Annotated in this window: 27 protein-coding genes and 1 pseudogene; 6 read left to right on the top strand and 22 right to left on the bottom strand. The window is 69.6% G+C overall.

Going from position 1 to position 24995, the window contains the following annotated elements:
• The 9 genes from repSA to ACIBAD_RS11825 form a co-directional block, all read right to left on the bottom strand.
• Entirely contained in the window at positions 1 to 1380 is a 1380-nt protein-coding gene (gene repSA / locus ACIBAD_RS11865; protein WP_398906143.1) for a replication initiator protein RepSA, read from the bottom strand.
• 4 nt (positions 1381 to 1384) lie between these two features.
• A complete protein-coding gene (locus ACIBAD_RS11860; protein ID WP_398906141.1) occupies positions 1385 to 1570 on the bottom strand; it encodes a hypothetical protein in 186 nt (61 codons plus the stop codon).
• Between the two features lie 90 nt (positions 1571 to 1660).
• Complete coding sequence (locus ACIBAD_RS11855) at positions 1661 to 1999, bottom strand: SpdD-like protein (protein WP_398906139.1); 339 nt, start codon at positions 1997 to 1999, stop codon at positions 1661 to 1663.
• Positions 2000 to 2022: 23 nt separating this feature from the next.
• On the bottom strand, positions 2023 to 2181 hold the full coding sequence (locus ACIBAD_RS11850) for a hypothetical protein (RefSeq protein ID WP_328298446.1): 159 nt from the start codon (positions 2179 to 2181) through the stop codon (positions 2023 to 2025).
• A 13-nt stretch (positions 2182 to 2194) separates the two neighbouring features.
• On the bottom strand, positions 2195 to 2389 hold the full coding sequence (locus tag ACIBAD_RS11845) for a mobile element transfer protein (RefSeq protein WP_374775829.1): 195 nt from the start codon (positions 2387 to 2389) through the stop codon (positions 2195 to 2197).
• 13 nt (positions 2390 to 2402) lie between these two features.
• Positions 2403 to 3077: a DUF2637 domain-containing protein gene (locus ACIBAD_RS11840; RefSeq protein ID WP_398906136.1), complete on the bottom strand. Its 675-nt coding sequence runs from the start codon at positions 3075 to 3077 to the stop codon at positions 2403 to 2405.
• A gap of 71 nt (positions 3078 to 3148) precedes the next feature.
• Positions 3149 to 3340, bottom strand: coding sequence for a hypothetical protein (locus ACIBAD_RS11835; RefSeq protein ID WP_398906134.1), 192 nt, complete (start codon positions 3338 to 3340; stop codon positions 3149 to 3151).
• 74 nt (positions 3341 to 3414) lie between these two features.
• Positions 3415 to 4770: an FtsK/SpoIIIE domain-containing protein gene (locus tag ACIBAD_RS11830; RefSeq protein WP_398906132.1), complete on the bottom strand. Its 1356-nt coding sequence runs from the start codon at positions 4768 to 4770 to the stop codon at positions 3415 to 3417.
• A 2-nt stretch (positions 4771 to 4772) separates the two neighbouring features.
• Complete coding sequence (locus ACIBAD_RS11825) at positions 4773 to 5129, bottom strand: hypothetical protein (RefSeq protein ID WP_398906130.1); 357 nt, start codon at positions 5127 to 5129, stop codon at positions 4773 to 4775.
• 335 nt (positions 5130 to 5464) lie between these two features.
• Between ACIBAD_RS11825 and ACIBAD_RS11820 the strand changes: the two genes are divergently transcribed.
• Positions 5465 to 6595, top strand: a complete 1131-nt coding sequence (locus ACIBAD_RS11820; protein ID WP_398906128.1) for an XRE family transcriptional regulator — start codon at positions 5465 to 5467, stop codon at positions 6593 to 6595.
• On the opposite strand, the gene ACIBAD_RS11815 is transcribed toward ACIBAD_RS11820, so the two are convergent.
• The 6 genes from ACIBAD_RS11815 to ACIBAD_RS11790 all read right to left on the bottom strand — a co-directional run bounded on the left by ACIBAD_RS11815 (position 6579) and on the right by ACIBAD_RS11790 (position 12547).
• Positions 6579 to 7373: an NUDIX domain-containing protein gene (locus tag ACIBAD_RS11815; protein WP_398906126.1), complete on the bottom strand. Its 795-nt coding sequence runs from the start codon at positions 7371 to 7373 to the stop codon at positions 6579 to 6581. The two genes, ACIBAD_RS11820 and ACIBAD_RS11815, sit on opposite strands and share 17 nt — an antisense overlap.
• A 67-nt stretch (positions 7374 to 7440) precedes the next feature.
• Positions 7441 to 8331, bottom strand: coding sequence for a nuclease-related domain-containing protein (locus ACIBAD_RS11810; protein ID WP_398906124.1), 891 nt, complete (start codon positions 8329 to 8331; stop codon positions 7441 to 7443).
• A gap of 728 nt (positions 8332 to 9059) precedes the next feature.
• Positions 9060 to 9983 carry a hypothetical protein gene (locus ACIBAD_RS11805; protein ID WP_398906122.1) on the bottom strand — a complete coding sequence of 308 codons (924 nt, stop codon included), beginning with the start codon at positions 9981 to 9983 and terminating at the stop codon, positions 9060 to 9062.
• A 51-nt stretch (positions 9984 to 10034) separates the two neighbouring features.
• Positions 10035 to 10592: a PIN domain-containing protein gene (locus ACIBAD_RS11800; RefSeq protein ID WP_398906120.1), complete on the bottom strand. Its 558-nt coding sequence runs from the start codon at positions 10590 to 10592 to the stop codon at positions 10035 to 10037.
• Positions 10593 to 10595: 3 nt separating this feature from the next.
• The gene (locus ACIBAD_RS11795; RefSeq protein ID WP_398906118.1) at positions 10596 to 11054 is read right to left on the bottom strand and encodes a helix-turn-helix domain-containing protein; all 459 of its coding nucleotides are present in this window, start codon (positions 11052 to 11054) and stop codon (positions 10596 to 10598) included.
• A 1193-nt stretch (positions 11055 to 12247) separates the two neighbouring features.
• The gene (locus ACIBAD_RS11790; RefSeq protein ID WP_398906116.1) at positions 12248 to 12547 is read right to left on the bottom strand and encodes a hypothetical protein; all 300 of its coding nucleotides are present in this window, start codon (positions 12545 to 12547) and stop codon (positions 12248 to 12250) included.
• 82 nt (positions 12548 to 12629) lie between these two features.
• Here ACIBAD_RS11790 and ACIBAD_RS11785 point away from each other — a divergent pair, with 82 nt between their 5' ends.
• The 3 genes and pseudogenes from ACIBAD_RS11785 to ACIBAD_RS11775 all read left to right on the top strand — a co-directional run bounded on the left by ACIBAD_RS11785 (position 12630) and on the right by ACIBAD_RS11775 (position 15712).
• Positions 12630 to 13736, top strand: a complete 1107-nt coding sequence (locus tag ACIBAD_RS11785; protein WP_398906113.1) for an acyl-CoA dehydrogenase family protein — start codon at positions 12630 to 12632, stop codon at positions 13734 to 13736.
• Positions 13733 to 14718, top strand: a pseudogene (locus ACIBAD_RS11780) (aldo/keto reductase). The gene ACIBAD_RS11785 and the pseudogene ACIBAD_RS11780 overlap by 4 nt, the downstream one beginning before the upstream one ends.
• Positions 14719 to 14902: 184 nt before the next feature.
• Positions 14903 to 15712: a BTAD domain-containing putative transcriptional regulator gene (locus ACIBAD_RS11775; protein ID WP_398906111.1), complete on the top strand. Its 810-nt coding sequence runs from the start codon at positions 14903 to 14905 to the stop codon at positions 15710 to 15712.
• 99 nt (positions 15713 to 15811) lie between these two features.
• On the opposite strand, the gene ACIBAD_RS11770 is transcribed toward ACIBAD_RS11775, so the two are convergent.
• The 3 genes from ACIBAD_RS11770 to ACIBAD_RS11760 all read right to left on the bottom strand — a co-directional run bounded on the left by ACIBAD_RS11770 (position 15812) and on the right by ACIBAD_RS11760 (position 18558).
• Positions 15812 to 16312 (bottom strand): flavin reductase family protein, encoded by a 501-nt coding sequence (locus tag ACIBAD_RS11770; RefSeq protein WP_398906109.1) that lies wholly within the window; start codon positions 16310 to 16312, stop codon positions 15812 to 15814.
• Positions 16313 to 16527: 215 nt separating this feature from the next.
• Complete coding sequence (locus tag ACIBAD_RS11765) at positions 16528 to 17148, bottom strand: NADH oxidase (protein ID WP_134071193.1); 621 nt, start codon at positions 17146 to 17148, stop codon at positions 16528 to 16530.
• Between the two features lie 156 nt (positions 17149 to 17304).
• Positions 17305 to 18558 carry an MFS transporter gene (locus ACIBAD_RS11760; protein ID WP_398906107.1) on the bottom strand — a complete coding sequence of 418 codons (1254 nt, stop codon included), beginning with the start codon at positions 18556 to 18558 and terminating at the stop codon, positions 17305 to 17307.
• Positions 18559 to 18794: 236 nt separating this feature from the next.
• On the opposite strand from ACIBAD_RS11760, the gene ACIBAD_RS11755 reads away from it, so the two are divergent.
• Positions 18795 to 20000, top strand: a complete 1206-nt coding sequence (locus ACIBAD_RS11755; RefSeq protein ID WP_398906105.1) for an acyltransferase family protein — start codon at positions 18795 to 18797, stop codon at positions 19998 to 20000.
• 141 nt (positions 20001 to 20141) lie between these two features.
• On the opposite strand, the gene ACIBAD_RS11750 is transcribed toward ACIBAD_RS11755, so the two are convergent.
• The 4 genes from ACIBAD_RS11750 to ACIBAD_RS11735 all read right to left on the bottom strand — a co-directional run bounded on the left by ACIBAD_RS11750 (position 20142) and on the right by ACIBAD_RS11735 (position 23861).
• On the bottom strand, positions 20142 to 20804 hold the full coding sequence (locus ACIBAD_RS11750) for an NAD(P)-binding domain-containing protein (RefSeq protein WP_134071197.1): 663 nt from the start codon (positions 20802 to 20804) through the stop codon (positions 20142 to 20144).
• 100 nt (positions 20805 to 20904) lie between these two features.
• On the bottom strand, positions 20905 to 21960 hold the full coding sequence (locus ACIBAD_RS11745; RefSeq protein WP_398906103.1) for a beta-ketoacyl-ACP synthase III: 1056 nt from the start codon (positions 21958 to 21960) through the stop codon (positions 20905 to 20907).
• 183 nt (positions 21961 to 22143) lie between these two features.
• Positions 22144 to 23001 carry a helix-turn-helix transcriptional regulator gene (locus ACIBAD_RS11740; protein ID WP_398906101.1) on the bottom strand — a complete coding sequence of 286 codons (858 nt, stop codon included), beginning with the start codon at positions 22999 to 23001 and terminating at the stop codon, positions 22144 to 22146.
• A gap of 56 nt (positions 23002 to 23057) precedes the next feature.
• Entirely contained in the window at positions 23058 to 23861 is an 804-nt protein-coding gene (locus ACIBAD_RS11735) for a thioesterase II family protein (protein ID WP_398906099.1), read from the bottom strand.
• Positions 23862 to 23997: 136 nt separating this feature from the next.
• Here ACIBAD_RS11735 and ACIBAD_RS11730 point away from each other — a divergent pair, with 136 nt between their 5' ends.
• Positions 23998 to 24858 (top strand): helix-turn-helix domain-containing protein, encoded by an 861-nt coding sequence (locus tag ACIBAD_RS11730; RefSeq protein ID WP_134071204.1) that lies wholly within the window; start codon positions 23998 to 24000, stop codon positions 24856 to 24858.
• Positions 24859 to 24995: the final 137 nt, after the last annotated feature.

The following is a 24995-nucleotide window of genomic DNA, read 5'->3' as shown; positions in this document are numbered from 1 at the left end:
TCACGTCACGTCTCCTTCCAAGGAATTTTGGTCGCGCAGGGCCTCTCTGGCGGTCTCGCGGTTGAGCTGGATGTCCCGGGCAATCGTGGCGGCGAGGACGGACTCACCGGGGCTGTGGCCATGGCCGGCGTACTGCCAGCAGGCGAGGACGAGCACCGTGTCCGGATCGGCGTCGCCGAGGCCGCGGGCTTCGCGCTCCTGGGCGGCGCGGTAGTCGGCGCGGGTCTGGCGGAGGTCGCCGAGGGTGGTCGAGTACTGGCGGGACTTGGTGGAGAAGTGGCCGCCGAAGCCGAGCATGTGCGACCAGGCGGCGAGGCGGCGGTCCGGGTAGAGCGAGTCCAGGTCGAGGCAGGCTTCGATCAACCGGGCGGTGTGGTCGGGGACGTCGAGGAGGAACAGGGCCTCACGGTTGCCGATGCGGCGGTCGAGGGTGCCAGTGTTCTCAGCGGCCTTGGTCGCGTACTTGGCAACGTACGAGGCCACAGCTTGCTCCGTGATGTCGGAGCCGTCACCGAAGGCCTTGATGGGGCGGACGTCGAACTGGGTGCCCCAGCGGAAGGTACGAGCAGGCTGGTCTTCCACGGCGGGGAGGCTGACGGAGGTGTACGAGTGTGCGACGGCGGAGCGGATCGAGGTGTCGAGGAGTTCCGTGGTCGCCCAGGCCGGCGGAGGGGTCTCCGGGCCCTCGGGGCCGTCGATGCGGATCACTGCATGGAAGTGGACGGCGCCGCGCTTCTGGAACTCGGCGACCTTGCCAAAGGCGACACGGCAGACGTCGGCGAGTTCTCGCCGGGTCAGGCCGGCGCGTAGGGCAATCTCGCGACGGAGCCGGTTGGTGAAGCGGGCCCAGAGAGCGCCGGCCATGTTGTTGAAGAGGACGGCGCCCGCGTAGTCGTACGTCGCCGAGTCCAGGGCAGTGCCGAGCGCGGGGTCCTCACTGTGGTGCTGGACACCACAACGGCAGCGTCCGGAGGAGGGCCGGTTGTGGACGGGGCCGAAGGATGGTGCGGTGAGGGTGGCGAAGACGCGGGGGTGTTCGCGGACGGTGGCGGGGATGTCGCGGCGATCGTCTCCGGCGAGTCCGGCGCGAATGAGGTGATAGGTGTCTCCGGAGTAGGTCCAGGCGCAGGAGGGGCAGCGTGAGGCGCGCCGGTTGCCGCAGGCGATCCGCAGGCGTCCGCCGGGCTCACCCTCGGTGGAGTAGCGGTGCAGGGTCTCGCCGGACGTCTTGTCCTTGGCGAGGGTCCACCCGGTGATGTGGATGGGGTCGGAGCAGCCGCCAGTGCGGCGGATCTGCTCGTGCCAGCGCTGGTAGTCGGGGGCCGAGGCCACCCTCAGCATGTCGCCGAGGGTGGCCGGGTCCTGGAGCAGGTCGGTCACGCGGTCACCGTCCAGCCGAGGCGGTCGCGGTGCGGCGGGCGCGGGTGCCGGTGCCGTGGCAGGCGGGGCAGTGGGCGATGATCGTGCGGAGGTGGCCGGTGCGGTCGCGGCCGCCGAGAGTGATGGCGACAGAGGCGTGACCGTCGCAGTTCGGGCAGACCTGGCCCGAAGTGTGGTGGTGCTGGTTCATGATGGTGCTTCCTTCCGGATCGGTTGGTTCGGGTGGGAGCACGGCGCCGGGACGGCGGAGACTTGGCGGTTGAGGCCGTCCCGGGGCCGGTCAGCGGTGGTGCTGCTCGTTGACCAGGGAGCGCAGGACGACGGCGCAGACGGCGACCGAGGCGCCGGTGATGGCGACCGCGAGGAGCATGGAGACCAGGACCGCGCCGACAACGAGGACGAGTCCGGCGCCACCGGCGACGACGGCGACGAGGCCGGTCGGGGTGAGGCGGACGGCGGGCATCTGGACGCGGGGCTGAGCCGGTGCCGGGGTGTGCTGGCAGCCACATGCCACGGCGGTGCTGTGGTGCGGCTCAACCGTGGCGTTGGTGGTCGGCTGGTCGAGGGGGATGACTAGGCCGGTCGGGAGCGGGTTGACCGGGATCTTGGGGCGGATCATCGGTGATCTCCTTTCTGGGCGGATTACTTGGTGATGGCTGTGTCGATGACCGGGGCGAGGAGGCTGTCCGCGAGGAGGTAGCCGCCGAGGAGGATCACGGCGACGAGCCACCAGGGCGGGCGGATCAGCTTGATGCCCAGGGCGCCGACGACGATCAGTGCGAGCCAGAGCGGGACGTCCATGACGTTGGCCTTCCTAGCTGACGCGGCAGCGGTGGGAGCGGGCGGCGAGCTGAGCGGCGGTGCTGGTTGTGTAGTTCGTGACGGACCAGCCGCATCCGTCGGTGGTGCAGACGGCGGCGTGCTTGGTGCGGCCGTAGCGGTCGCGGTAGGTGCCGATCTGGACGGGGCCGATCTGCATGAGCGAGTGGAAGCGGTCCGGGGCGGGCATTCGGGATCTCCTGTCAGATGAGTTGCGCGGTGATGGCGGCGGCCATGGCCGCCGGTACGCCGAGGCGGGCGCGCAGGGTGTCGGTGTCGAGCTCGGTGCCGGTGCGGGCCAGGTGATCCGCGGCGAGCTTGCGGGCGTGCTCGACCAGGGGGGCCGGAACGGGCACCGGCTCAGGAACGGGCGCGGGCGCGGGTGCGGGGAGAGCCGGGACTAACTCCGGCTCGGCGACAGGCTCAGGTGCTGTGTCGCGTTCGATGACCGTGGGCGGGATCTCGTCCGCAGGCGCGGGATCGACGGCTGGGCCGGGGTCGGTCCCGGCGGCGGGGTGGACGAGCAAGGTGCCGCCGAGGAAGGCGAGGGCGGGCCAGCCAGCGACCAGGATCCGCAGCCAGTCCGGCACGTTTCCGAGGTCGAGGAGTCCGGCGGTGGCGACGTTCGCCCCGAGTGAGGCGGCGAGGGCCACGGTGAACCAGGTCCAGGCCGAGCGGACTCGTTCCCCGGCGTCTCGGAGGAGCCGGAGGCGGCGCCAGGCGGCGACGAGGAGCAGGTCCACGCTGACCGGGTAGGCCCACGCCTTCCAACCGTCTTGTCCGGCTGCTTCGGCGAGGTCGTGGAGGTGGGCGAAGGACAGGGCCCCTGCGATCACGGCCTGTACGAGGACGGCGTCCGGGCGGGCCTTGGGGAGCATCAGGATTCCTCCTTCCAGGGTTGGAGCCAGGGCCGGGCGGGAGATTTGGCCGGCCGCCCGGTCCCGGCGGCTCAGGTGGTCGGGACCTCTCCGGTGCCGAAGCAGGTCAGGCACAGGGCGGCCTGCCGGTCGGCGGTCTCACGGATCTTGCGGCTCCCGACGCGGACCGTCTCGGCGGTCTCGCCCTTGCCTTCACAGTCGGGGCACTTCTTCGCGGTGGGCTTGCGGGCGGTGGTCTTCCACGCGGTGGCGATGAGAATCACTCCTGGTTCGTGGCATGGGAGGGGTAGGGACGTGGCGTGATGCGGTCACGCCGACCGATGGAGCGAGGAGGGAATTAGACGCTCGCGGCGGTGGACTTCGGCTGGACGTTGCCGGAGAGCACCGGGGCGGGCAGTACGGGCCGGAAGGGTGCGAGTTCGCCGATGTCGGGGGTGCGGTGGGCGTTCGCGTTGCAGAGGTTCACGGCCTGGCGGAGCGTGGTGTGCGGGGTGCGGATACGGACCCAGCCGCCGGAGGAGTCGCCGACCACGGCCGTGCCGGGGCGGTCGGTGGGGATCTGGACGGTGGCAAGGACGGCGTCCGGGGAGATGTCTCCGAAGGCCATGTTCGCCGAGGTCTCGTCGTTGACCCGGTGCGCGGTACGGCCGGTGAGCTGGGCCCGGAGCATGGTGATCCCTTTGCCGAGTTCGGAGCCGAAGCGCTGGCCACAGATCTCCAGGTAGATCCCGGCGGCGCGGCCAAGCTGGGCGAGACGGACCAGGTCAGTGATGATCTGGTCTCGGCGCTGCTCCTCTGCCTTGGTGACGTAGAGGGCCAGCTCAGCCACCTCGTCGACCAGGAGCACTACCGGCACCGGGCGCAGATGCTTGGGCAGGTCCCAGATGTTGGCAGTGATCTCAGCGTCGGGGATGTCGGCGCTGATGCGCTGCTCGCGCCGAATGATCTCGTAGACGCGGGCCATGTAGCGCACGAGTGCGGCAAGCAGGTCGGCGGCGGTGTCGGGGTTGTCGGCGAGCGCGGTGAACCGGCGGGCCAGTGGGGCCAGTTCCACGCCGTTCTTGCAGTCGATCCCTGCAAGGGCCACGTGCTGAGTCGCCAGGCCGGCCACCAGGTTGCGCAGGTAGACGGACTTCCCGGACTGTGTCGCCCCAACGTTCAGGGCGTGCGGCACCTGGAGGTAGTCCCGGAGGAACACCTCCCCGTCCTCCCGCAGCGCCACCGGGATGCTCATCGGTTCGTCGTCGCAGACGGCGGGCATCTGCACCCGCTTGAGGACGTCGTAGCCGGTCATCCGCAGCTCGATCACAGACGACTTGATCTCACGGGCACTCACGCCGTGCAGGGCGAACGAGTGCCGGAGGCGGTCCGTGGCGGCGGCCACGTCGTAGGCGTCCTGGCCGGGCCGGAGCTTGAGCCTCAGGACCAGCCCCGTGCGGGTCGGCCGAATCCGTAGGATCCGAGGTGCCCGGGTTTCCGGAATGGGGCGATCGGACCAGCGAGCCAGGGCCAGACGCCACCGCGAGGGCGAGACGGTGAGCCCGCAGGCCTCCATCACCGACCGGTAGCGGACCAGCACCCGCAGGGCCGCGAAGGTGACCCCAAAGGTCAGCCAGTACCAGGCCGGTCGCCGCCACCGCAGAACGAGAGCGATCGTGGCGAGCACCAGCAGCGAGACTGTTAACCAGTCCACGATCAGGCCGCCTTCGGCTTCGACGCGTCCACGGCCAGCGAGGTGACCGCGACGGCGCGGAAGCTGATCCCGTGGCGCTTCTGACCGTTGAACTCGTTCTCCCACGGCCGGGCGACCAGGCCGGTCAGTGCGACCGGGGTGCCCATGACCAGCTCACCCGAGATGCCGGGCGCCGGGACGGTGACCGACAGAACCTCGGCCTCGCCGTAAGCGGCGAAGAGCACGTCCACGCTCATCATCTGGGCACCGGTCTCGGGGTCGGTCGCAATCTCACCGGTACGCCGGTCCTTGATCTTCGCGACCGGGGGCTGAGCCACCATCACCATGGCGGCGGAGGTGTCGACGGGAATCTGACGCATGATGGAACTCCCTTTCAGAGGGGCGGGAGCGGCGGGCTACTTGGCGGTGGGTCGCCGCTCCGTTGCGTTGGCATTAGCCCGGCCATCAGGCCCACGGGCTCTTCGGTTCCCAACTGGTGCGCACCAGTAGGTTGCATCTGGTGCGCACCAGATGTCAAGCGTTGTCGCGCTCGGACCTCTCAACTCGCCTTTCTGCGACGGTTCTAGAGAACCTCAGGCTCCAACGGCCCGGTAGTCAACAGGGGTTAACCCTGTCCGAGTTAACCCCTGCCGACCTGCGTCGATGTGAGGCATGCTGCTTGCACAGCTCAGGAATCGCATGCAGGGCGGTGCACGTGACGAACGGACTTCGAGCGGCTCGGAACGCGCGCGAGTGGTCGCAGGAGCGGCTGGTTCGCGAGATCGAGCGCTACGCACGCCAGCACGTGCTGACTGTCGCCTCACTCGCGAGCCTGCACGTCTACGTCTCGGAGTGGGAGAACGGCAGACGCCAGATCTCCGAGCGGTACGCCAAGATCCTTCGCGCCCTGCTCGGCATCACCGACGACGAACTTCACGGTCGGCGGACCAGTGCGGTCGCGCCGGCGGCGGATGGGTACGACGAGCTCGTGAGCCGTATCGACGCAGCCCGCAGCGTCAGCCTCACCATGGTGAAAACCTTCATGGACCAGACAGAGCTGCTACGAACAGTGGACCGCCAGATGGGTGCGGCGAGTCTGATCGACCAGATGACAGGCCACCTGGCCACGCTTGAAGACGCGCTCACGTTCGCCGTCCTGCCGGAGACGCGGCGTCCGGTCGCCCAGGCTCTTGCCGGTGCCGCAACGCTGGCGGCATGGCAAGCTCTCGACTCAGGTGCAGTGGAACGGGCCTGGAGAAACTACGAGCTAGGCAAGCGGGCGGCGCAGGAGGCCGGCGAGCCCATGTACCTCGCCCACGCCACGGCCGAGCAGGCGTACGTACTTTGCGACGCCGGACGGCCCACCACCGCCGTTGAGCTGGTGCGCGACGCGATCCGAGTGGGTGGCACACACCTGTCCCCCAGGCTCAAGGCGTGGCTGTACGCAGCGGAGGCCGAGATCTGCGCCAAGGCGGGGCTCGCCGACGACTGCCGACGGGCCTTGGACGAAGCTGCCCGGTGGCTCCCCGACGGGGAAGAAGCCCGCGACCCCGACATGCTCAGCATCTTCCTGAACGAGGGGCACTTACGGCGATGGCGAGGCAACGCCTTGGCCCTGCTCGGCGACGATGACGCGGTGGACAGCCTTTACGACGCTCTCGGCGCGCTGGACCCCACGTTCATCCGAGCCGCGGCCGGTTTGCGCTGCGACCTGGCTCAGGCACACCTCGCACGCGGCGAGTACGAGCAGGGCCGCGAGCACCTTCAACAGGCCCGGCTACTGGCGAACCGAACTGGATCCGTACGCCAACGCCGCCGGATCGAGCAGCTCACGCAGCGGCTGTAGGCGACGAGCCGGCAGCACGCGAGGCCAGCACGTGGAGGAGCGCGACCAGCGTCCCAGAGCCCATCAGCTCCCCGCGTGCCATGAGCCCTGGAATGTCGGCGAGCGGCACCCAGGCAACGTGGCCGGCCTCTTCAAGGTCGCTGGGCTCACCGACGAGCTGAGCACCCCGGCCCACGTAGATCTCGTGCGGCGAATCCACCATGCCAACCATGGGCTGATACGTCACCACGTGCTCAAGAGCGTCGGGCCGCCACCCGGTCTCTTCCTCGACCTCACGAAGCGCCGTCGCAGCCGGATCCTCTCCGGGATCCACGATGCCGCCAGGCAGTTCCCAGCCGAAGGTCTCGGGGACGAAGCGATACCGCCACAGCATGAGGACGCGGTCCTGCTCATCCAGAACAGCAGCGATCGCCACGTGGTGCAGCCGTACGACGTGGTGTTCGAAACGCTCGACGCCGGGCGGCTCGACGTCAGCGAGCGTCAACTTCACCCACTGGTTGTCGTAGACGGTCCGCTCACCATGGATCCGCCACGGCTCCAGGTCGGCCGGCGCCTTCACCGACACCGAACGGTCCGGCACGCGATACGAGCTGCGCCCGTGCACCTCGACGACGCCCTCGGCGACCAGCTTGGCCAGCACCTGGCGTAGCTGTGTGCGCCCGATCTCCAGCTCCTCTGAGAGGCTGCGTTCGGAGGGAAGTTTCTCCCCGGGCAGGTACCTCCCCGCCGTGATCCACTCACGGATGGTGCGGTACACCCGCTCCGACTTCGGCCCCATTCCCTCAGCACACCCCTCTGCTCACCGGCTGGATCGCACCAGCCTAGCCATCCAGCACTACCGCTGACTACGTACCGAGCCATGCCCTGCGATGGCGAGCAACGGCGTACACCGCTTCGATCTGCTCAATGGAGAGCTTCCCAGTGAGCGGTCCCAACGCAGCGACCTCGCGTTCTCTATAGACCCTCACGGCGAGCTGCGTGGGCACCACCGGCAGCTCCTTCACGCCGACGAACACCAGGACCGGCTCCACCGGCACCGGGAACGAGCAATGGCCCTCCAGAACAGCGCGAACGCGCTGAGCCTCACTTCGGCTCTTGGCCACGTACGGCCGGGGAGGACCGTGATCCACTTTGACCATGGTGTCCCCAATCCACACCGACTTCCCTTGGTGGTTCTTGGTGTTGATGGTGAACACCCCGCCAGGACCGATCAGGAGGTGGTCGATGTCTCCTCCCCGTGACTGCGGGATGGAGTGCAAGACCTTCCAGCCGAGGGGCGCTAAGCGCTCCAGCTCAGCCCCCACTTTGCGTTCGCCGGCCAGTCCCTTGAACCAGGAGTCCCACTCTGTCTTCCTGCGCAGCAGCCGAGCGAAGATGCGCTCCACAGGTGTCGGGCCCTTGGCCGCGAGCAGACCCCGCAATTCGGCACCGGGGCGGTTCAGCGCGAGGTCATCCGGGGTCGTGAGTACCGGTAGCGCTGACCGCGGGGCACGCTTGGCCTTCGAGGCGGCAGGAGGTGTGCTTGTTGGCGACTGTCCAGGCGGCGGTGCTGGCACGGTCCCTGTGGCGAGGTGCGGTCGGAGTAACCGGAGAGCTTCACGCCGATGCTCTTCGAGCAGGACCGTGACCTTCCCCGAACGGGCGTCAGCCCACGCAACCGCGGTGCCATCGGGCAGGTTCACATACACCCGATCTTGACCGTACTTCTTCCACCGGACGACCTTCAGTTCAGCCACGCCCACCCCCGACCGCATCCCACCCCGAAGGCCATGGGAGCAGCCAAAACCCCATGCCACAAGAGCGCAAAGCCCGATCACGACGCGCCCCGCTCCGAGGCGGGGTAGGGCGTGGGGTGAAAGTTTCCCTACTTCATCAAGGCACCCGCCGCGCACAGCGCGGCGAGCGCGCCCGTCGCCCGGGCCTGCGCTCCTGTCTCCGCCCCGCTCCAGCCCGACCGCCGGCCGCGCGCCAGAAGGCACGGGTTCGATGGTGGGAGACCCGCGGTGCGGCTGACGCATCCGAGCCCGCGAAGAGCCCCTGCCCGCCAAGCGCCAGAGCCGTGCGGAACCACGACGGCACCGAGCACCAGCAGGCGTAGCCCTGACGCAGACCCGAGCGGAACGCGCCGAGCCGCCAAGGCCTGAGCACGAGGCCAAGGTCCGACGCATCCAGCCGCTCAAAGACATGCCTCCGGCGGGGGCGCTCAAGCTCCGGGATGACCGGGGCCAGTCGTGCGACTGCGGGCCGGTTTGTGGTGGGGGTGGGGAGCTGTCATCCCGTCTGCCGTCGACCCAGGCAAGCCATAGCAGACCAGGCTTCTGGCGCCCAGGTCGTTCATCCAGTGGGGTGCTCCACCTGGGCGCCAGAAGCCTGCCCCGCTATCACTCCGTGTGGGTCGACGGCAGACGGGATGACAGCTGAGGTTTCAGGGCTGACCGGTTACCCAACTCCGAGGATGACCGCATCATTCGAAGAAAATGTGCGATGCAGGAAAGAAGCAACTGCCAGTCTCGTTAACGTGGCGCCGCTTTCGCAAAAATAGATCATCTAGGCCAATCCTCCCATCCAGCACCATGAAAATATCAGAACCATCCATGGTGATGAATGGCGAGCTATCTCCGTATTCACCTAGGCCATCTTTGCTAAATCCATTGACACTCACGTAGAGTCCGAGCGCATTACGCCCCTTACGCTCGACTTTCTTAGCGAAGACGTCCAGCTGCTCCCGGGAAACGACAGATTTTAGCCATTTCGCTTCCAGGATATAGTCATCCGTATCGAACGTGAAGGCGCCATCCAGCTGCTCACGCTCAAGAGAATAGGCGGCGCGGGGATAGAAATCGAAGAGCGCAAAGAGCTCGTTCAGGAACGATTCAAACTGTCGCCCACGCTCTTGAGGATCAGGGTCGGACCCAAGGATCAGAAACTTATCTTTGAGCTCAGCAAGAGCACTGCTGGTCGCCCTGCCATGCTCGGCCTCCTCGATTGCCTCTGACAGCTCTCGCTCGAACCGGCTATGCTCATCAGCCGACTGCTTGTGCTGCTGAGTTAGTTCCCGAAGCTCGGCTACTGCACCTTGAGCCCGGGTCAACCACTGACCGTCCTCAAGCTCCTCCAGCTCTCGAAACTTCGTGAGCGAAGATATTTCAACCATAAGGGATACAGTCACATCTTGGTACCGATGCTCGCTTGCAGCCAATCGACCGACAAGAGCAGCCGCAGTATCCCGCTTTTGACTGTTCGCCAGATCCAGCCCCGCCAGGAGTTCCGGGTACTCCCGCAGAGCCACATTGAGGAATCTCGCCAGCGTTTTCTTGTACCAAAAAATCAAAGCGAGGGCGTCCGTGAGCGCCGAGTAAGCAATAGGGCTAATCTTCTTGTCCGACACCAGACCCCCGACGGCGAATTCGAACAGATTACATCTGGTGCACGCGGCGTCCTAGCTCAAAGCGCGCAGAGCGGCGACCGATGAGACGAGTCCCGTTCGTTCCAGGCTTTCAATCAGATCCGCCACAGCCAGTGGCGGCCTTTTGCATCCATCCGAAATTTGCTGAAGAACCGCATAGATCACCTGTGGATTCAGGTCGATCTGCGCTTCCAGAAATGCATCGGGATGGATTGCCTCTACATCCCACGGAGTCAAGGCTCCCTTCGGGAAATCCTTCAGATTGAAGGTGACGATTGCCTGAGCTTTTGCCCGTATCGCCGCTGCTAGGACATGGCGATCATCAGGATCCGGGAGCTCTATCGCGCCAATGAGAGGCTCATAGCCGACGACCATGCAGTCTCGAATAGCCCCCTTCATGGCGCTGCGCGTGCGAACCAAACTCTCGGGGCTCAGGTCGGGCCTGTTCGCTTCGAGACTGCGGAAGGTCTCGTCAAGGATCGCGTCCGTCCATTTAGCTTGCACCAGGCCAGCAGCAGCAACCCGGATGAGCACGTCACGCAGGACACTCGGATAAAGCACGTTGGCGTCATAGATGGCGACAAATGCCATTGACTACATCAGTCCCATCTCCTGGCCGAGCTCGGTAAGCTCATCGGCGGCAGCGCGACGCCTGCGGTCATCCTGCTGCTTGTATTCCATGAGCGATGAGGCCGTGATCCTGCGGTGGGTTCCGACGCTTCGATATTCGATCTCGCCAGCGTTCAGGAGCCCGATGAGGAAAGGCCGGGAAACGTTGAGCATGTCCGCGGCCTGCTGGGTGGTGAGTTCCGCATCCGCTGGAACGACGGAGACCCCACGACCTGCCCCCAGGTGCGCCAAGAGGCCGGCCAAGAGCTCGACTGCCTCGCGGGGCAGGGTCAGCTGCTCGGGTTCGCCATCCTCAACAGTGACTGTGATCTCACGCCTGTCCTTGTGTGCCTCCAGGTAGCCGCGAACCCGCTGCAGGGCCCGGTTCGTGGACGCGGCTTGCTCGGGGGGGATCGTCACTGGCCTGATGTCTGTCTTGGTCATCTCACACCCCTCGCTGCTCAGGTAGACAGTGCGCCTACGGTAGTCAGTACAGTATCCGAAGCAGTCGAAATAAGTGCAACATCTCGATGACGCCATCCAGTGGCTGAAAACTGCCCTACAGCTACCTTGAGCAGGCATTTCACTGGTTTTTCGCACCTAGCGTCGATCGTTCAACGCCACGCGAACCAGCCCCACCGGCATCTTAGGGATGCATGCCCCCCTCATGACCCTCACAGCCCAAAACTGGTGATCCAGGGGTGACCGCTACACAGTCCGCGCTCCCGGTCGCGAGACCATCCCAGGGCCCCCAGACGCGAGCCGAGTGCGGATCGCGCCAGCTCGGGCCATCTGCCAGCCGCCAAGCTGGCGCGGAACGAGTCGATCTTGGGTGCTGAGCTGAAGTGCGGCCCATTTGTGGACTAGGGAGGCGTCACTAGACGGGTCTGCGCTCCTGACCTGGGGCAACCCGTCGGACGCACGGGGCCTCCGGAGCCGTGTGCGCAGGTTCGAATCCTGCCGGGGGCACTCCAGCCAGACCAGCGTGATCAACCCGCTGACCTGCTGAAGTGCCAAGCATGAAGGCCCGAACTCAGTCCAGCTGAGTCCGGGCCTTTGTCGTTGGGCGGCGCTGGTCGCGAGTGAGTGGCGAGTGAGGATCCGCAGGCGCCATCGCGCTGCTTGGCCGGCTCGAAGGAGAGCCGGTAGTGGACGCCCCGCAGCACCCCGGCCGTACGTCCTCCTGGGCAGCAGCTGCCCGGAGTTCGGAGTCCGGGAGGCCGGTGGCCACGCGGACGCCCTGCGGGTTGCAGGTCTTCCCGTGCGCACGCCGCTTCCTCCAGCGAAGTGGTTCACTCGTCCTCGCGCCGACCTCCGAATCCGCACGTCCCGTTCGGGAGCCGGCCCCTTCTTGAGCTGCCGCCGGCGATAGAACGTCGCGACGAGATTGGCTCCGTGCGGACATCCGCCTGCACACCGGAGACGGGCTTTGGGGCCGTTGGAGTTCCGGCGGCCCCGGGGAGCGGCGGCCGGTTCGTCGGCCTGAGGCGCGGTCGGGCCGGCGTTCACCGCGAGGTCCGGCCACAGCCGGGTGGCGGCCTCATCGGCCCCGGCCGCCTTGGTCGGTCGCCGGGGGCCCCGTACGGCGATCCCGCCCGCCTTGCGGATCGCGACCGGCTCGGCGGCCAGCACCCGTATTACCAGTTCGGCCCGCCAAGCGGCCGCCGCGTGGCCGTGCCGCCCTCGACCTCCCAGCCGGACGGCAGCGGCGTGGTGGCGGTGAACGGCTCCGGTTCCAGCCGGGGGCCGGGTGCGGCGTTCCCATCGCGGAGCGCACGGGCGACCTCGTACGGAAGCTCCACCAGGTCGAGACCTGCGGGGACCAGCAGTCCGTGCCCGGCCAGCCAGTCGGTGCCCTCGTCACCGCTGCCGCCGGGCCCGGAAGGCGCCCGTCGTCCGGGCCCGCGTACTGCTCCCCGTATCGGCCGACGAAGCACTCGGCTCCAGGGGGGTGCGAGTGGGGGTTGAGGGGGGTGTGGGATGGTCCGGCCGCTCATCGGTGTCTTTCTGGGAGGCAGGATGGTTACGGGGACCGGGCTCGTCGAGCGGGCCGGGAGGTTGCGCGAGTTGGGGCGGCGGCGGGCTGCCGATGCGGAGGAGCAGCGGCGGCTGACGCCCGATGTGGTGGCGCTGATGCTGGAGAGCGGGTTCGCCCGGCATTTCGTGCCCGTCGGGTTCGGTGGGGTGGAGGGCGGCTTCAGTGAGTTCGCCCGGGCCGTTGCCACCGTCGCCGAGGGGTGTGCGGCCACGGCGTGGTGTGCTTCCGTCGCGGCCAGTCTGGCTCGGGTGGCCGCCTGCCTGCCGGAGGAGGGGCGGGCTGACCTGTGGGGCGGCGGGGCCGACGTCTTCGTCGTCGGGTCGCTTTCGCCGCTCGGGAAGGCCGTGCCGGCCCCGGGCGGGTGGCGGGTGTCCGGGAGCTGGGCCTACGTCAGCGGCGTCGACTATTCCGACTGGGTCGTGGTGTGTGCCGTCCTGGCCGGGGGCGGCGGGGCGCGGCTGTTCGCGTTGCCCCGGGGTGCCTACGCGGTCAAGGACACCTGGACCGGGTCCGGTATGCGGGGGACCGGGAGCAACACGGTCATCGTCGACGACGTGTTCGTTCCCGAGTCGCGCAGTGCGGACCGGCAGCGGCTCTCCGACGGCCGCACCGCGCCGATCCAGGCCGTGAACGGGCTGTCGTGTGCGCCCGCGGCCCTCGGGGCCGCCCGCGGCGCGCTCGCGCTGTGGACCGGGGAGACGGCGCGGCGGCTCGCGCGCGGCGGCGGGCGGGTGGGGGGTCCCGGGCCCTCCCTCAGTACGTACGAAGCCGTCCTGACCCGCAGCTCCGGCGAGATCGATGCCGCGATGCTGCTGCTGGAGCGGGCCGCGTCCGTCGCCGACCGGGGCGCCCGTACCTCCGCAGAGGAGATCGCCCGCAACGTGCGCGACTACGCGCTGTCCACCGAGCTCCTGGTGAACGCCGTCAACCGGATGTTCGCCGCGTCCGGTACTTCCGGGCAGAGCACCGGGAGTCCGTTGGAGCGGGCGTGGCGGGACGTCAATTCCATTGCCACGCACATCGCCCTGACCTTCGATCCGGCCGCCGTTCTCTACGCGTCCCGACCCTTTGCCCTGGAGGCAGCATGACCGACGTCCCCACCCGACACCTGGGCCAGCTGGCGGTTTCCGCGCAGGGCCTGGGCTGCATGGGCATGAGCCACGGCTACGGCGCCACCGACGACACGGAGTCGGTCGCGACCCTGCACCGCGCCCTCGACCTCGGGGTGACCCTGCTGGACACCGCCGACTTCTACGGCAGCGGGCACAACGAGGAGCTGATCGGACGGGCCGTCGCCGGGCGCCGCGACCGGGTCGTGCTGGCCACGAAGTTCGGCTTCGCCAACCGGCTCGGCGAGCCCACCCTCGTACGGGGCGACGCCGCGTACGTACGGCAGGCCTGCGAGGCGTCGCTGCGCCGGCTCGGTGTCGACCACATCGACCTCTCTACCAGCACCGGGTCGATCCCGAGGTCCCGATCGAGGAGACCGTCGGCGCCATGGCGGAGCTGGTGCGGGCCGGGAAGGTGCGCCACCTCGGCCTGTCCGAGGCCGGTGCGCGGACCATCCGGCGGGCGCACGCGGTGCACCCGATCGCCGCGCTGCAGAGCGAGTGGTCGCTGTGGTCCCGGGACCTGGAGGCGGAGATCCTCCCGGTCTGCCGCGAGCTCGGCGTCGGGGTGGTCCCGTACGCCCCGCTCGGGCGCGGGTTCCTGACCGGCCGGTACGGCTCGGTGGAGAAGCTCGCGCAGACCGACGTACGGCGCGGGCACCCGCGCTTCGCCGACGGCAACCGCGAGCGGAACCTGGCGATCGTCGCGAAGCTGGAGGAGCTCGCGGCGGCGAAGGGGGTCACGGCCGGCCAGCTCGCGCTCGCCTGGGTGCAGCACCGGGGCGAGGACGTGGTGCCGATCCCGGGGACCCGGCGCCAGCGCTACCTGGAGGAGAACCTCGCGGCCCTGGCCGTCGAGCTCTCCCCCGCGGACCTCGCCGCGATCGAGGCCGCGGCGCCGCCCGAGGAGATCGCGGGCACCCGTTACGACCCGACCGGGCTCACCTTCGTCAACGGCTGAGCCCGCGGTGTGGGTTCCAACCCGCTCCGCCCGTCCCGCCCGCTCCGCCCGTCCCGCCCGTCCCGCCCGTGTCCCCCTCCGCCCGCCTGCTCCTCAGCAGGCGGGCGGACGCATATGAGAACTTCATGTCCGCCCGTGCACTCGTCACTGGTCGCCCGCTCAAGGCGGCTGCGATGCTGAGTCCATGGAATTCGGAGTTCTCGGACCGCTCGAAGCCCGTATGCACGGCATGTCCATCGCACCGACCGCCGGAAAACCACGCCAGATCCTCGCGCTGCTCGCCATCCGCGCGGGGCGTGTCGTACAAGTGGAAACGCTGATGGCCGAATTGTGGGGCGACGCAATTCCCCGCAGTGCCGCCACCACGCTCCAGACCTACATCCTCCAATTACGCCGGAAACTCACGCAGGCCGGAATTCAGCAGCAGTCCGGCCGGAGTGCCAAGGACGTACTGGCGACCTGTTACGGGGGCTACCGGCTCGCCCCGGAGGAGTTCTCCCTCGACCTGCTGGCGTTCCAGCAGCTGGTGCGCGCCGGCGGCCGGACGATGGCCGAGAACGACCCCGGGAGGGCCTCCGAGCAGCTCGGCCGCGCCCTGGACCTGTGGCGCGGCCCGGCCCTCACCGACGTCCCGATCGGTGAGGTCCTCAGCACGGAGGTCATCGGCATGCAGGAGGAGCGCGACTGGGCGCTGGAGATGCGCCTCGAAGCCGACCTCATCCTCGGCCGGCACGCGGAGATCATCGGCGAGCTCCGCATGCTCGTGAGCCGGCAGCCCCTGCACGAGACCCTGTCCGCCCAGCTGATGACCGCCCTGTACCGGGCCGGGCACCCCTGGCGTGCGCTCGACGCCTTCCAGGCTCTGCGCCACGCGCTCATCAACGAGCTGGGGGTCGAACCGTCGCCCCGGATCCAGCGGCTGCACCAGGCCATCCTGTCCAACGACACCGGCCTGCAGGCCCCTTCCTCCACCCTGCATGCACTCTCCACCTAGCAGGCGCCGCCCCCCACGAGGCGATACGGCCGCGCCGTACGAACGACGACGACGAAGCTCCTGGCGGACACCGTGTCCGCCAGGAGCTTCGTCGTCGCGTCAGTACTGGACGGCCAGTCGGCGGTCCGGCTCCCAGCGGCCGAACTCGCCCTGCTGGTAGAGGGCGGCAGCGCCCGGGAAGGTCTCGCTCTCGTCGATCCGCCCGATGAGCAGCAGGTGGTCGCCCGCCTCCACCGTCTCCACGAGCGTGCAGCCCGCGTAGGCCACCGCGTCGTCGGTGAGTACGGGAACCCCCGCCAGCCCGCCGCGCCAGGCCACCGCGTCGAACTTGCGCACCGACTTCCCGGCGAAGGTCCGGGCGGCGTCCCGGCCCCGGTGGGCCACGAAGTTCATCGCGAACACCCCGGAGGCGAGGATCGCGGGCAGGGTCCTGGACCCCTTGCCCACGCACACCAGGAGCAGGGGCGGCGCCGCCGAGACGGCGGAGAACGCGTTGCAGGTGAAGCCGGTCGGTGCGCCGCCCTCGCCGAGTGCGGTGACGATCGCGACAGGCGTCGGAAAGGAACCGAAAACCTTACGGAAGGTATCCGTGTCCAGCATGATGGCCACTCCGTCGAGTCAGTTACGGGACTTCCCCGCTGCATGCGCCGCACTATCGGGCAAGTGGCTTGAAACCGTCTGGACGGGAACTCGGCCGGAACACCAGCGTCCCTTGAGTCACCGAGTCACCGAGCCACCGAGCCACCGAGCCACCGAGTCACCGAGCCCCCGAGTCGCCAACCGCCAAGCCACCAGCCCCGCGAAGCCCCGCACCGCTACGCGGGCTCGTCCACGGACGTCACCAGTCCGGCGGCCGCCAGATAGCCGACGATGTCCTCGGTCACCTGCGGCGGCAGCGGCAGGGCGGCCGAGACCGCGGTCAGCGTGGTCGGCCACGCGAGGGTCATCGCCACCCACGCCGCCTCCTGCCGGTGCAGGACGACGCGGTGGGGGGAGCGCTCGGACTCCAGGACGCATCCGGTGCCCGACTCCGGCACGGTGAAGGCCACGTGCCGGGGCAGGCACACGCGGCGCTCGCCGGCAGGCCGGATCAGGACGAACGAAGCCGCCGACGACAGCGGGACCACGGACAGCAGCGGCCCTTTCAGGTCGTCCACGCCGAGCGTGCGCACCACGAGGTGCGACAGCTTGCTGAGCGCCGGCAGGGTGAACGGGCACTGGTCCTCGGGCTCGCTCAGGGCGTTGGCCAGCAGGACCGGCCCGAGCTCCATCCTCCGCAGTACCTCGCGCACCGCCGGGCTGGGCCGGTCCAGCCGGTCCTGGCCCCAGCGGCTGGTGAGCAGGAGCACGTCGCCGCCGGTCCCCTGATCGACGATCACGTCCTCGGACAGCGACCAGAGATGGAAGGTCTGGGCACCCCCGGTCGAATACCGCATGTTGCACCTCTCTTGCCCGGGCGGAGGGTTTCACGAGTATGGCCGCGCGCCCGAGCCTCACGACAGGTCGTGCGCCATACGGCCACCATGAATTCCTCACGCCGCCCCTGAGCACCCCTCACACAGGCCTGTACGGGACGTTTCGAAGCGCCGCGATCAGGAGCGGGCCGGCTTCGGCGCCTCTCCCCCGCTCCGGCCGAAGGCAGCGGTCATCAGCATCGCGGCGAGGGCGAAGGCGCCGGCCACGGCCATCGCCAGGCGCGGTCCGTCGGAGTCGATGATCAGGCCGCCGATGAACGAGCCCACGCCGATGGCCCCGTTGAAGGCGGCGACGTACAGCGACGAGGCGGCCTCGCTCTCCTCCGGGACGAGCCGCATGACCCAGGTCTGCAGGGCGACGGGGAGGGCCGCGTAGAGCACGCCCCAGCACACCAGCATCGTGATGACGAGCGGGCCGCTCGCTCCGCCCGCGTACATCACCCCCATGACGACGGCCAGCAGCCCGGTGCAGCCGATGATGCTCGCCCGCAGGGCCCGGCCGACGACGGCGCCCGCGGCGAAGTTCCCCGCCAGTCCCGCCGCGCCGAAGACCAGCAGCAGGGCGCCGACGAGGGAGGGCCGGACGCCGGTCACCTCCTGCAGGAACGGGGCCACGTACGTGAAGGCGAGGAAGTGGCCGCTCATGATCAGTGCGGTGACGCCGACCGCGACGCGCAGCGCGCGGTGGCGCAGTACGTGCACGAGTGCGGCCAGGCTGCCGGTGCCCTTGGCGGGCAGGGCGGGCATGAACAGCAGGCTCGCCGCCAGGACGAGGAAGCCGAGGAAGCCGACGCAGACGAAGGCCGCGTGCCAGCCGGCGGACTGGCCGACGGCGGTGCCGAGCGGGGTGCCCGCGACGGAGGCGAGGGAGATGCCGCCGAGGACCACCGAGGTCGCGCGGACGGCGTGCCGCTCGGGGACCAGCCGTACGGCGATCGACACGGCGATGGACCAGAACACCCCGTGCGCCAGGGCCACGATGAGGCGGGCGGTCAGGAGCAGCGCGTAGCCGGAGACGGCGGCTGCCATGAAGTTGCCGGCGACGTAGAGGACCATCAGGGCGACGAGCAGCCACTTGCGGTCCACGCGGCCGGTCAGTGCGGTCAGGGGGGCGGCGGTCACCGCGGCGAGCACCGCGAAGCCGGTGACGAGGAAGCCCGCGGAGCCGAGGGAGACCTTCGTGCCCTCGGCGATGGACGGGAGCAGGCCGATGGGCAGGGTCTCCGTGGTGACGAACGAGAAGACGCCGAGGGCCAGTCCGACCACGGCCAGCCAGGACCGCCAGGGCGAGGCCGGGGGCGCGGCCGCGGGGGCCGGGACTTCCGTCACCGGGGGCGTCGTGCTGCTCTGACTGGTCACGCTGGTGGACATGGTTGCTCCCGGGTCGAGGAATGTGCGCGAAGCGAGAAATGGCGCCAGGTGACGCTCGGATTCGAAAAGGCGGAAAAGCCCGCCGATGAATTTTCCCGCGCCCACGCCTGCGGAGGAAGTGCCTCCGGCTCCTGGTGGTGGGACCAACCGGATAAGTACGCCCCGGCAATTGGGCCGTGACTCGGGTAGCTTTCCTGGCGTCTTTCCCAGCATCCCTCTTCCGAAGGAGCAGCATCGTGTCGACGGACAGAATGCGAACCCGGGTGACCCGCCTCGACACGCTGACCGGGTTGCGCTTTCCCGCCGCCTTCGTGGTGTTCCTCTACCACGCGGCACTCCTGGGCTTCCTGGGCGTCCCCTGGCTGAGCAGCAGCTCGGCCGTCACGACGTACTACGACGCCGTGGCCCACGCCGGCGCCCTCGGCGTCACGTTCTTCTTCGTGCTCAGCGGCTTCGTACTGACCTGGTCGGCCCGCGACACCGATATCGCGCCGCGCTTCTGGCGGCGCCGCTTCCTCAAGATCGTCCCGAACTACGTGATCGTCTGGGCGCTGGCCATGCTGGTGTTCGCGGCGCCCCTCACGGACATGACGATCGGCCTGCTCAACCTGTTCATGGTCCAGGTCTGGTACCCGGACTTCGCGATCAACTTCGGTGTGAACCCGGCTGGTTGGTCCCTGGGCGTCGAGGCGGTCTTCTACCTCCTCTTCCCCGTCCTGCTCCACTGGGCCAAGAAGATCCCGGCCCGCCGGCTGAACCTCTGGGTCGCGGGCATGGTCGCCGGCATCATCGCGACGCCGCTGCTCTCCACGCTGCTGGTGCCGGCCGGGGCGATGATGCCCACCGAGCCCGACACCTCGATCAACCAGTACTTCTTCTCCTACATCCTGCCGCTGCCCCGGGTACTGGACTTCGTCCTCGGCATCCTCGTGGCGCGCTCCGTGATGGCGGGACGCTGGCGCAACATCGGCATGGTCCGGTCCGGCCTCCTGCTGGCCGCCGGTTTCGCCCTGGGCTACTTCGTTCCGCCCATCTACGCGACGCGCGCGGTCTGCGTCGTCCCCGCCGCCCTCCTCATCGCGGCCGGCGCCATCGCGGACGACGAGGGCAGGTTCACCCTCTTCCGCAATCGCGTGATGGTCTGGCTCGGCGACATCTCGTTCGCCTTCTACCTGGTGCACTACACGGTGATGGTCGCGGTGTGGAAGCTGCTCGGCGGCCACTCGTACTCGAACCCCGCGGCCGTCGGGCTGATGGCACTGGCCATGGGCGTCGCCGTCCTGGCCTCGTGGGCGCTGTACACCCTGGTCGAGCGGCCGATCACGCGGCGCTGGTCGAACCCGAGGAAGAAGCTCGTGGCGGCCCCCCTCCCCGCCGCCGAGCCCCGGCCCCTCGCGGTCCGCGGGGCGGGCGAGAAGGTCGCGTCCTCCCCCACCGCGTGACCGAAGGCCCGTGGGAAACGGGACCGCCTGCCTCCTCCGGCTCCGGCCGGAGGAGGCAGGCGGTCCCCGTCGTGCGTCACTGGTCATGCGTCACAGGTGGAACAGGCCGTACGGCACGGGCCGTACGGCCGAGGCCCGACCTCAGAGGCCGGCCGCGGCGCGCAGGCCCGCGGGCGTGGAGGCGAGGCCGAAGAGCGCGCCGCCGGGGTCCAGGGCAGCCGACTCCTTGAGCCCGCCGAGATGGACCGGTACGAAACCGGCGTCGTGCACCAGGGTCTCCGTGACCGCCCGGGCCGCGGGGTCGTCGGAGGCGGTGCCCATGCCCCAGAAGTGCCGCTGCCCGGTGCCGCGCGACCACAGCAGCTCGTCCGGGAAGTGGCAGAACGCGCGGGCGAGCGGGCTGTCGGGCAGCCGCTCGGCGCTCCGGCTCCCCCGGGTGACGCCCGGCCCGAGCACCGAGACGAACAGTCCGCCCTCCGAGACGCCGATCGGGCTGGTGGCGTCGATCACGGTCTTACCGGCCAGCGGGCCAGCCAGCCGGTCCAGGAGGCCGTCGAGGGCCGGGTGCGGGACGGACAGCAGGACGACCTCGCTCGCCTCGACCGCGTCCGCGTACGTCGCGGCGCGCGCCCCCTCGCCCAGCGGTTCGGCGAAGGACGCGATCCGGCCCGGGTCCCGGGAGCCGAACGCCACGCGGTGCCCGGCCGCCACCCAGTGCCGGCCGAGCGGGCGGCCGATGTTGCCCGCGCCCAGGACGGCGATGGCCAGGGGGGTCGTCGTGCCCGCCGGTGCCGATCCGGTCATCTGAAACTCCTCGCTCTCCAAACGGACGTCGGCCGCCGGTCACGGTGACCGGCGGCCGACCCAGGGGGTTCGTTCGCTCGTGCAGGGGCCAGGCGGTTCGTCAGTACGCGGTGATGTCCGGCCAGACCAGCGCGGTCGAGCCCCAGGTCACGCCACCGCCGAAGGCGCTCATCAGCACGCGGTCGCCCGGTGTGACCTGGCCCCCGGCGACGGCGTCGGAGAGGGCCAGCGGGATGGAGGCGGCCGAGGTGTTGCCGACCCGGTCGAGGTTGACGACCGTCCGCTCCCGCGCCATGCCGAGCTGGTCGGCCACGGCGTGCAGGATCCGTACGTTCGCCTGGTGGCCCACGAACCAGTCCACGGAATCCGCCGCCCATCCGGCGCGGTCGAGCATGGCCTGGGAGGAGGCCGCCATACGGGTCACGGCGTGCCGGAAGACCGACTTGCCCTGCATGCTGAAGTAGGCGTCGGCGGGGTCGGGTTCGGGCCCGTCGGCCGGGGCCGAGCGCTGCCGCGAACCCCCGCCCGGGACGATGATCAGGTCCTTCAGCGAGCCGTCGCTGCCCAGGTCGTACCCCAGCAGCGCACCCGGTTCGGCGGGATCGCCGGCCCGCAGCACCACCGCTCCGGCGCCGTCGCCGAAGATGACCGACGTGGTGCGGTCCTGCGGGTTGAGGATCGTCGAGTACGTCTCCGCGCCGATGACCAGGACGCGCTCCGCGATGCCGGCGGCGATGGCGCCCGCGGCGGAGGCGAGCCCGTAGACGAAGCCGCTGCACACCGCGGCCACGTCGTACGCGGGCACGCCCTCCAGGCCCAGCCGGGAGGCGACTTCGGGCGCCGTCGCCGGGCACGGGTGGTCCGGAGTGGTCGTGGCGAGCACCACGAGGTCGGCGTCCCCGGAGCCGGCCGACTTCAGCGCCCGCTCGCCCGCCGCCACCGCCAGGTCGCCGGTGGCGGTCCCCGGGTCGGCCCAGTGCCGCCGGGTGATCCCCGTACGGGTGCGGATCCACTCGTCCGAGGTGTCCATGGTCCGGGACAGCTCCTCGTTGGTCACGACGCGGGGCGGGACGAACGTGCCGAGCCCGGCGAGGACCGCCGTCCGGCCGCGGCCCAGCGCGTCGACGGCATCTACGGCATCAGTCGCAAGAGTCAAGGGAGGCCTCCATAGTCGCCGGTGCGGGACGCCGCTCCCGGGCACGGTGGAACGGGCCGCTCTCCGCGCGGGGGCAGGCCACCCGACGATTCTCCGGCGGCGGCCGGAACCCATCCAGACCGTGCCGCCGGTGGTGGTGGGACCACCCCCCTCGCCGCGGGACCCCTGTGACGGGGACTACGACTACGACCAGGCCGACCCGGGCCCGGCGGCGCCGGGCGGGAGGTACACCAGGAGGCGGGTGCCGGCGGCCGCGTCCAGGTCCATGGTGAAGAGCACGAAGGAGACGCGGCCCTCGGTGGGGTGGTCCACCTCCACGGTCGCCGGTACGAACTCCTCGACCTCGTGGCGCTCCCACAGCTCGGCGAACCGCGGGTCCCCCTCGGCCAGTTCGTCGGCGATCTCCTCGTACCGCGCGTCGTCGGCCCCGTACGAGGACTGCAGGCGGAACCGGGCGGCCATCCGGCGGGCCAGCTGCGGCCGGTTGAGATACCGCTCGCCGTGGGACCCGTTGAACAGGCTGGTCAGGAAGTTGTCGTTGCCGTCGAGGCCCAGGCGCAGCACCTCGGCGGCCGCTTCGTTGGCCGCGAGGATCTCCCAGTACCGGTCGATGACGCAGGAGGGCCCCAACAGCTGTGTGTCGACCATCCGTCGGAAGAGTCCGGAGTCGGGGAGGTCCGGCGCCGAGAGCGGCAGCGGGGGGTTGGCGTCCGCGAGCCGGTACAGGTGCACCCGCTCGGGTTCGCTGAAGCGCAGGGCGCGGCTGATCGCGTCGAGTATCCCGTCCGAGACCTTGATGGGGCGGCCCTGTTCCAGCCACGCGTACCACGATGCGCTCACCCCGGCCAGGACCGCGACCTCCTCGCGGCGGAGCCCGACCCGGGCGCGCCGGGCGGCCGTCGCCAGTCCGACGTCCTCGGGGGAGAGGGCCGCCCGGCGGCTCCGCAGGAAGTGCGCGAGCTCGGTGCGCTTCTTCTTCGTACGGTCGTTGCGGCCGGTGCGGTCGTCGTGGCGGTCGTTGCGGTCGGTCCCTAACGGCATGGCGTCCATACCGCCCGAAGGTAGGTCACACCCCCACGCGGTGTCAGCGGTGGGAATCACACGGTGCGGGTTTCGACCGCCCCCAGGATGCGCCCCAACTCGGCGAAGAACAGGTCCTTGTGCTCCCGGTTGAAGAAGTGGCCCCCGGGGAGGGTGCGGAACGAGAACGGCCCGCCCGCGTGCACGCGCCACGCCTCGGCGTCCGCCGCGGGCACCAGCGGATCACCGCTGCCCAGCAGTACGTGGACCGGGCAGGGCAGCGGCCGGTGGCCGGCCTCGGGATGCCGGTAGGTACCGCATACGCGCAGGTCATCGCGGAGCCGTTGGACGACGGTTCCCATGCGGACGGGGTTCTCCCGCAGCAGCCGACCGGCTCCACCCAGACCCAGCAACAGCTCAAGGGAGGCTCGATCCGATAGCCCTACGGTCAGGTCGGGCGCAGCCTGGACATGCGGCGCGCGGTGGGCCCCGGCCACGAAGCAGGCGGGCGGGCGCCGTCCCGCGGCGATGTGCCGCTGCGCCACGCCGTAGGAGACCAGCGCTCCCATGCTGTGTCCGTAGAAGGCGTAGGGCTCGTCGAGGAAGGGGGTCAGCTGACTTGTCACCTCGCGTACGAGGTCGTCCATCGTGCTGACGGCACCGGGGACGCCGGCCGCGGGCGCCGACCTGGGGGGCATGGACACCGGCACCACCTCCACGCCGCGGCCGAGCCATTGCCCCCAGCCCGAGAAGGACCAGGCGCTGCCGCCCGCGTGATGGAAGCAGAACAGGCGCAGCCGGGTCGGTGCACTCCTCGCCGGGATGCTCTTCGCCGTACCCGCCGCCCTGGAAACCGGGATGTTCGCCGCTGTGTGGAACATGCCGCCAGTGTGGCGGGGGATTCCGGCGGGAGGGAGTGTCTGTCGAACGGGGTGGTGCCACCACCATCGGTGGGCCTGCCGGTCGGGCGCACCGCACCGAAATTTTCTTCAGTCGGAAAGAGAAAGAGGTCGAGGAATGCAGACGACTGCATCCCCTCCGGTATCCGGACTTTTACGGCGGACACGGCTGCGGCATTTCCTGCGGGCCCGCAGGGAGCAGATCACGCCGGAGGAAGTCGGTCTGGTGAACGTGGAGCGCAGACGTACGCCGGGGCTGCGGCGCGAGGAGGTCGCGGCTCTCGCCGGGGTCGGGGTGTCCTGGTACACCTGGCTCGAACAGGGCCGGGACATCAACGTCTCCGAAGGCATCGTGAACGCGGTTAGCAATGCGCTGCGGCTCGGGGACGTGGAGCGCACCTACTTCTACCGGCTGGCCGGCCACAATCCGCCGCAGCCCACGGCGGGCCGCCGCTGGGACGGCGAGTACGCGCGGATGAACGCGCTCGTCGAGGGGTGGTCGCGCAATCCGGCGTACATCACCGACCGGTACGGGCGGATCGAACTGGCCAGTCGTTCGGCCCGATCCCTGTTCCGCATCGACGCGCGCGGTGACAACTGCGTGCTGAAGTTCTTCACCGAGCCGTCGACGCGGGAGAAGTACCCCGAGGCGGACGAGGTGGGGCGCGGTCTGGTCGCCCAGTTCCGGGCGCAGTCCGCCCGTTTCCCCGAGGACCGGGAATTCGGCCGGATCGCCGAGCGGCTGAGCGAGCGCAGCCCGCGCTTCGCCACGCTGTGGGACAGCCACGAGGTGGTCGGCCCGAACCAGAGCCGTCGCAAGATCGCGCTCCCGCAGGCCGGGGTGCGGGTCTTCGACCGCGTGGTGATGAGCGTGCCGGAGAGCCCCGAGTCCCTGCTGACCCTGTACATCGCCCGGCCCGGGGCGGAATCGGCCGCGCGGCCGCGCGAATTCGTCGGCCGCCATGCCGAGGCCGCCTGATTCCCGTGCCGGTGGTGTTCGCACCACCATGATCAGGAGACACTTCCTCCGCCCGGTCCCGGATCCCATGATGAATCCGTGGGACGCGGAGGAAATTCGATCCGCTGAATTCACCAGCTCCGATCCCGCAACGCGAA

Origin of the sequence: Streptomyces sp. NPDC051109, assembly GCF_044455885.1 — a bacterium.
Taxonomy (GTDB): Bacteria; Actinomycetota; Actinomycetes; order Streptomycetales; family Streptomycetaceae; genus Streptomyces.
This window is presented reverse-complemented; position numbering and strand designations above follow the sequence as displayed.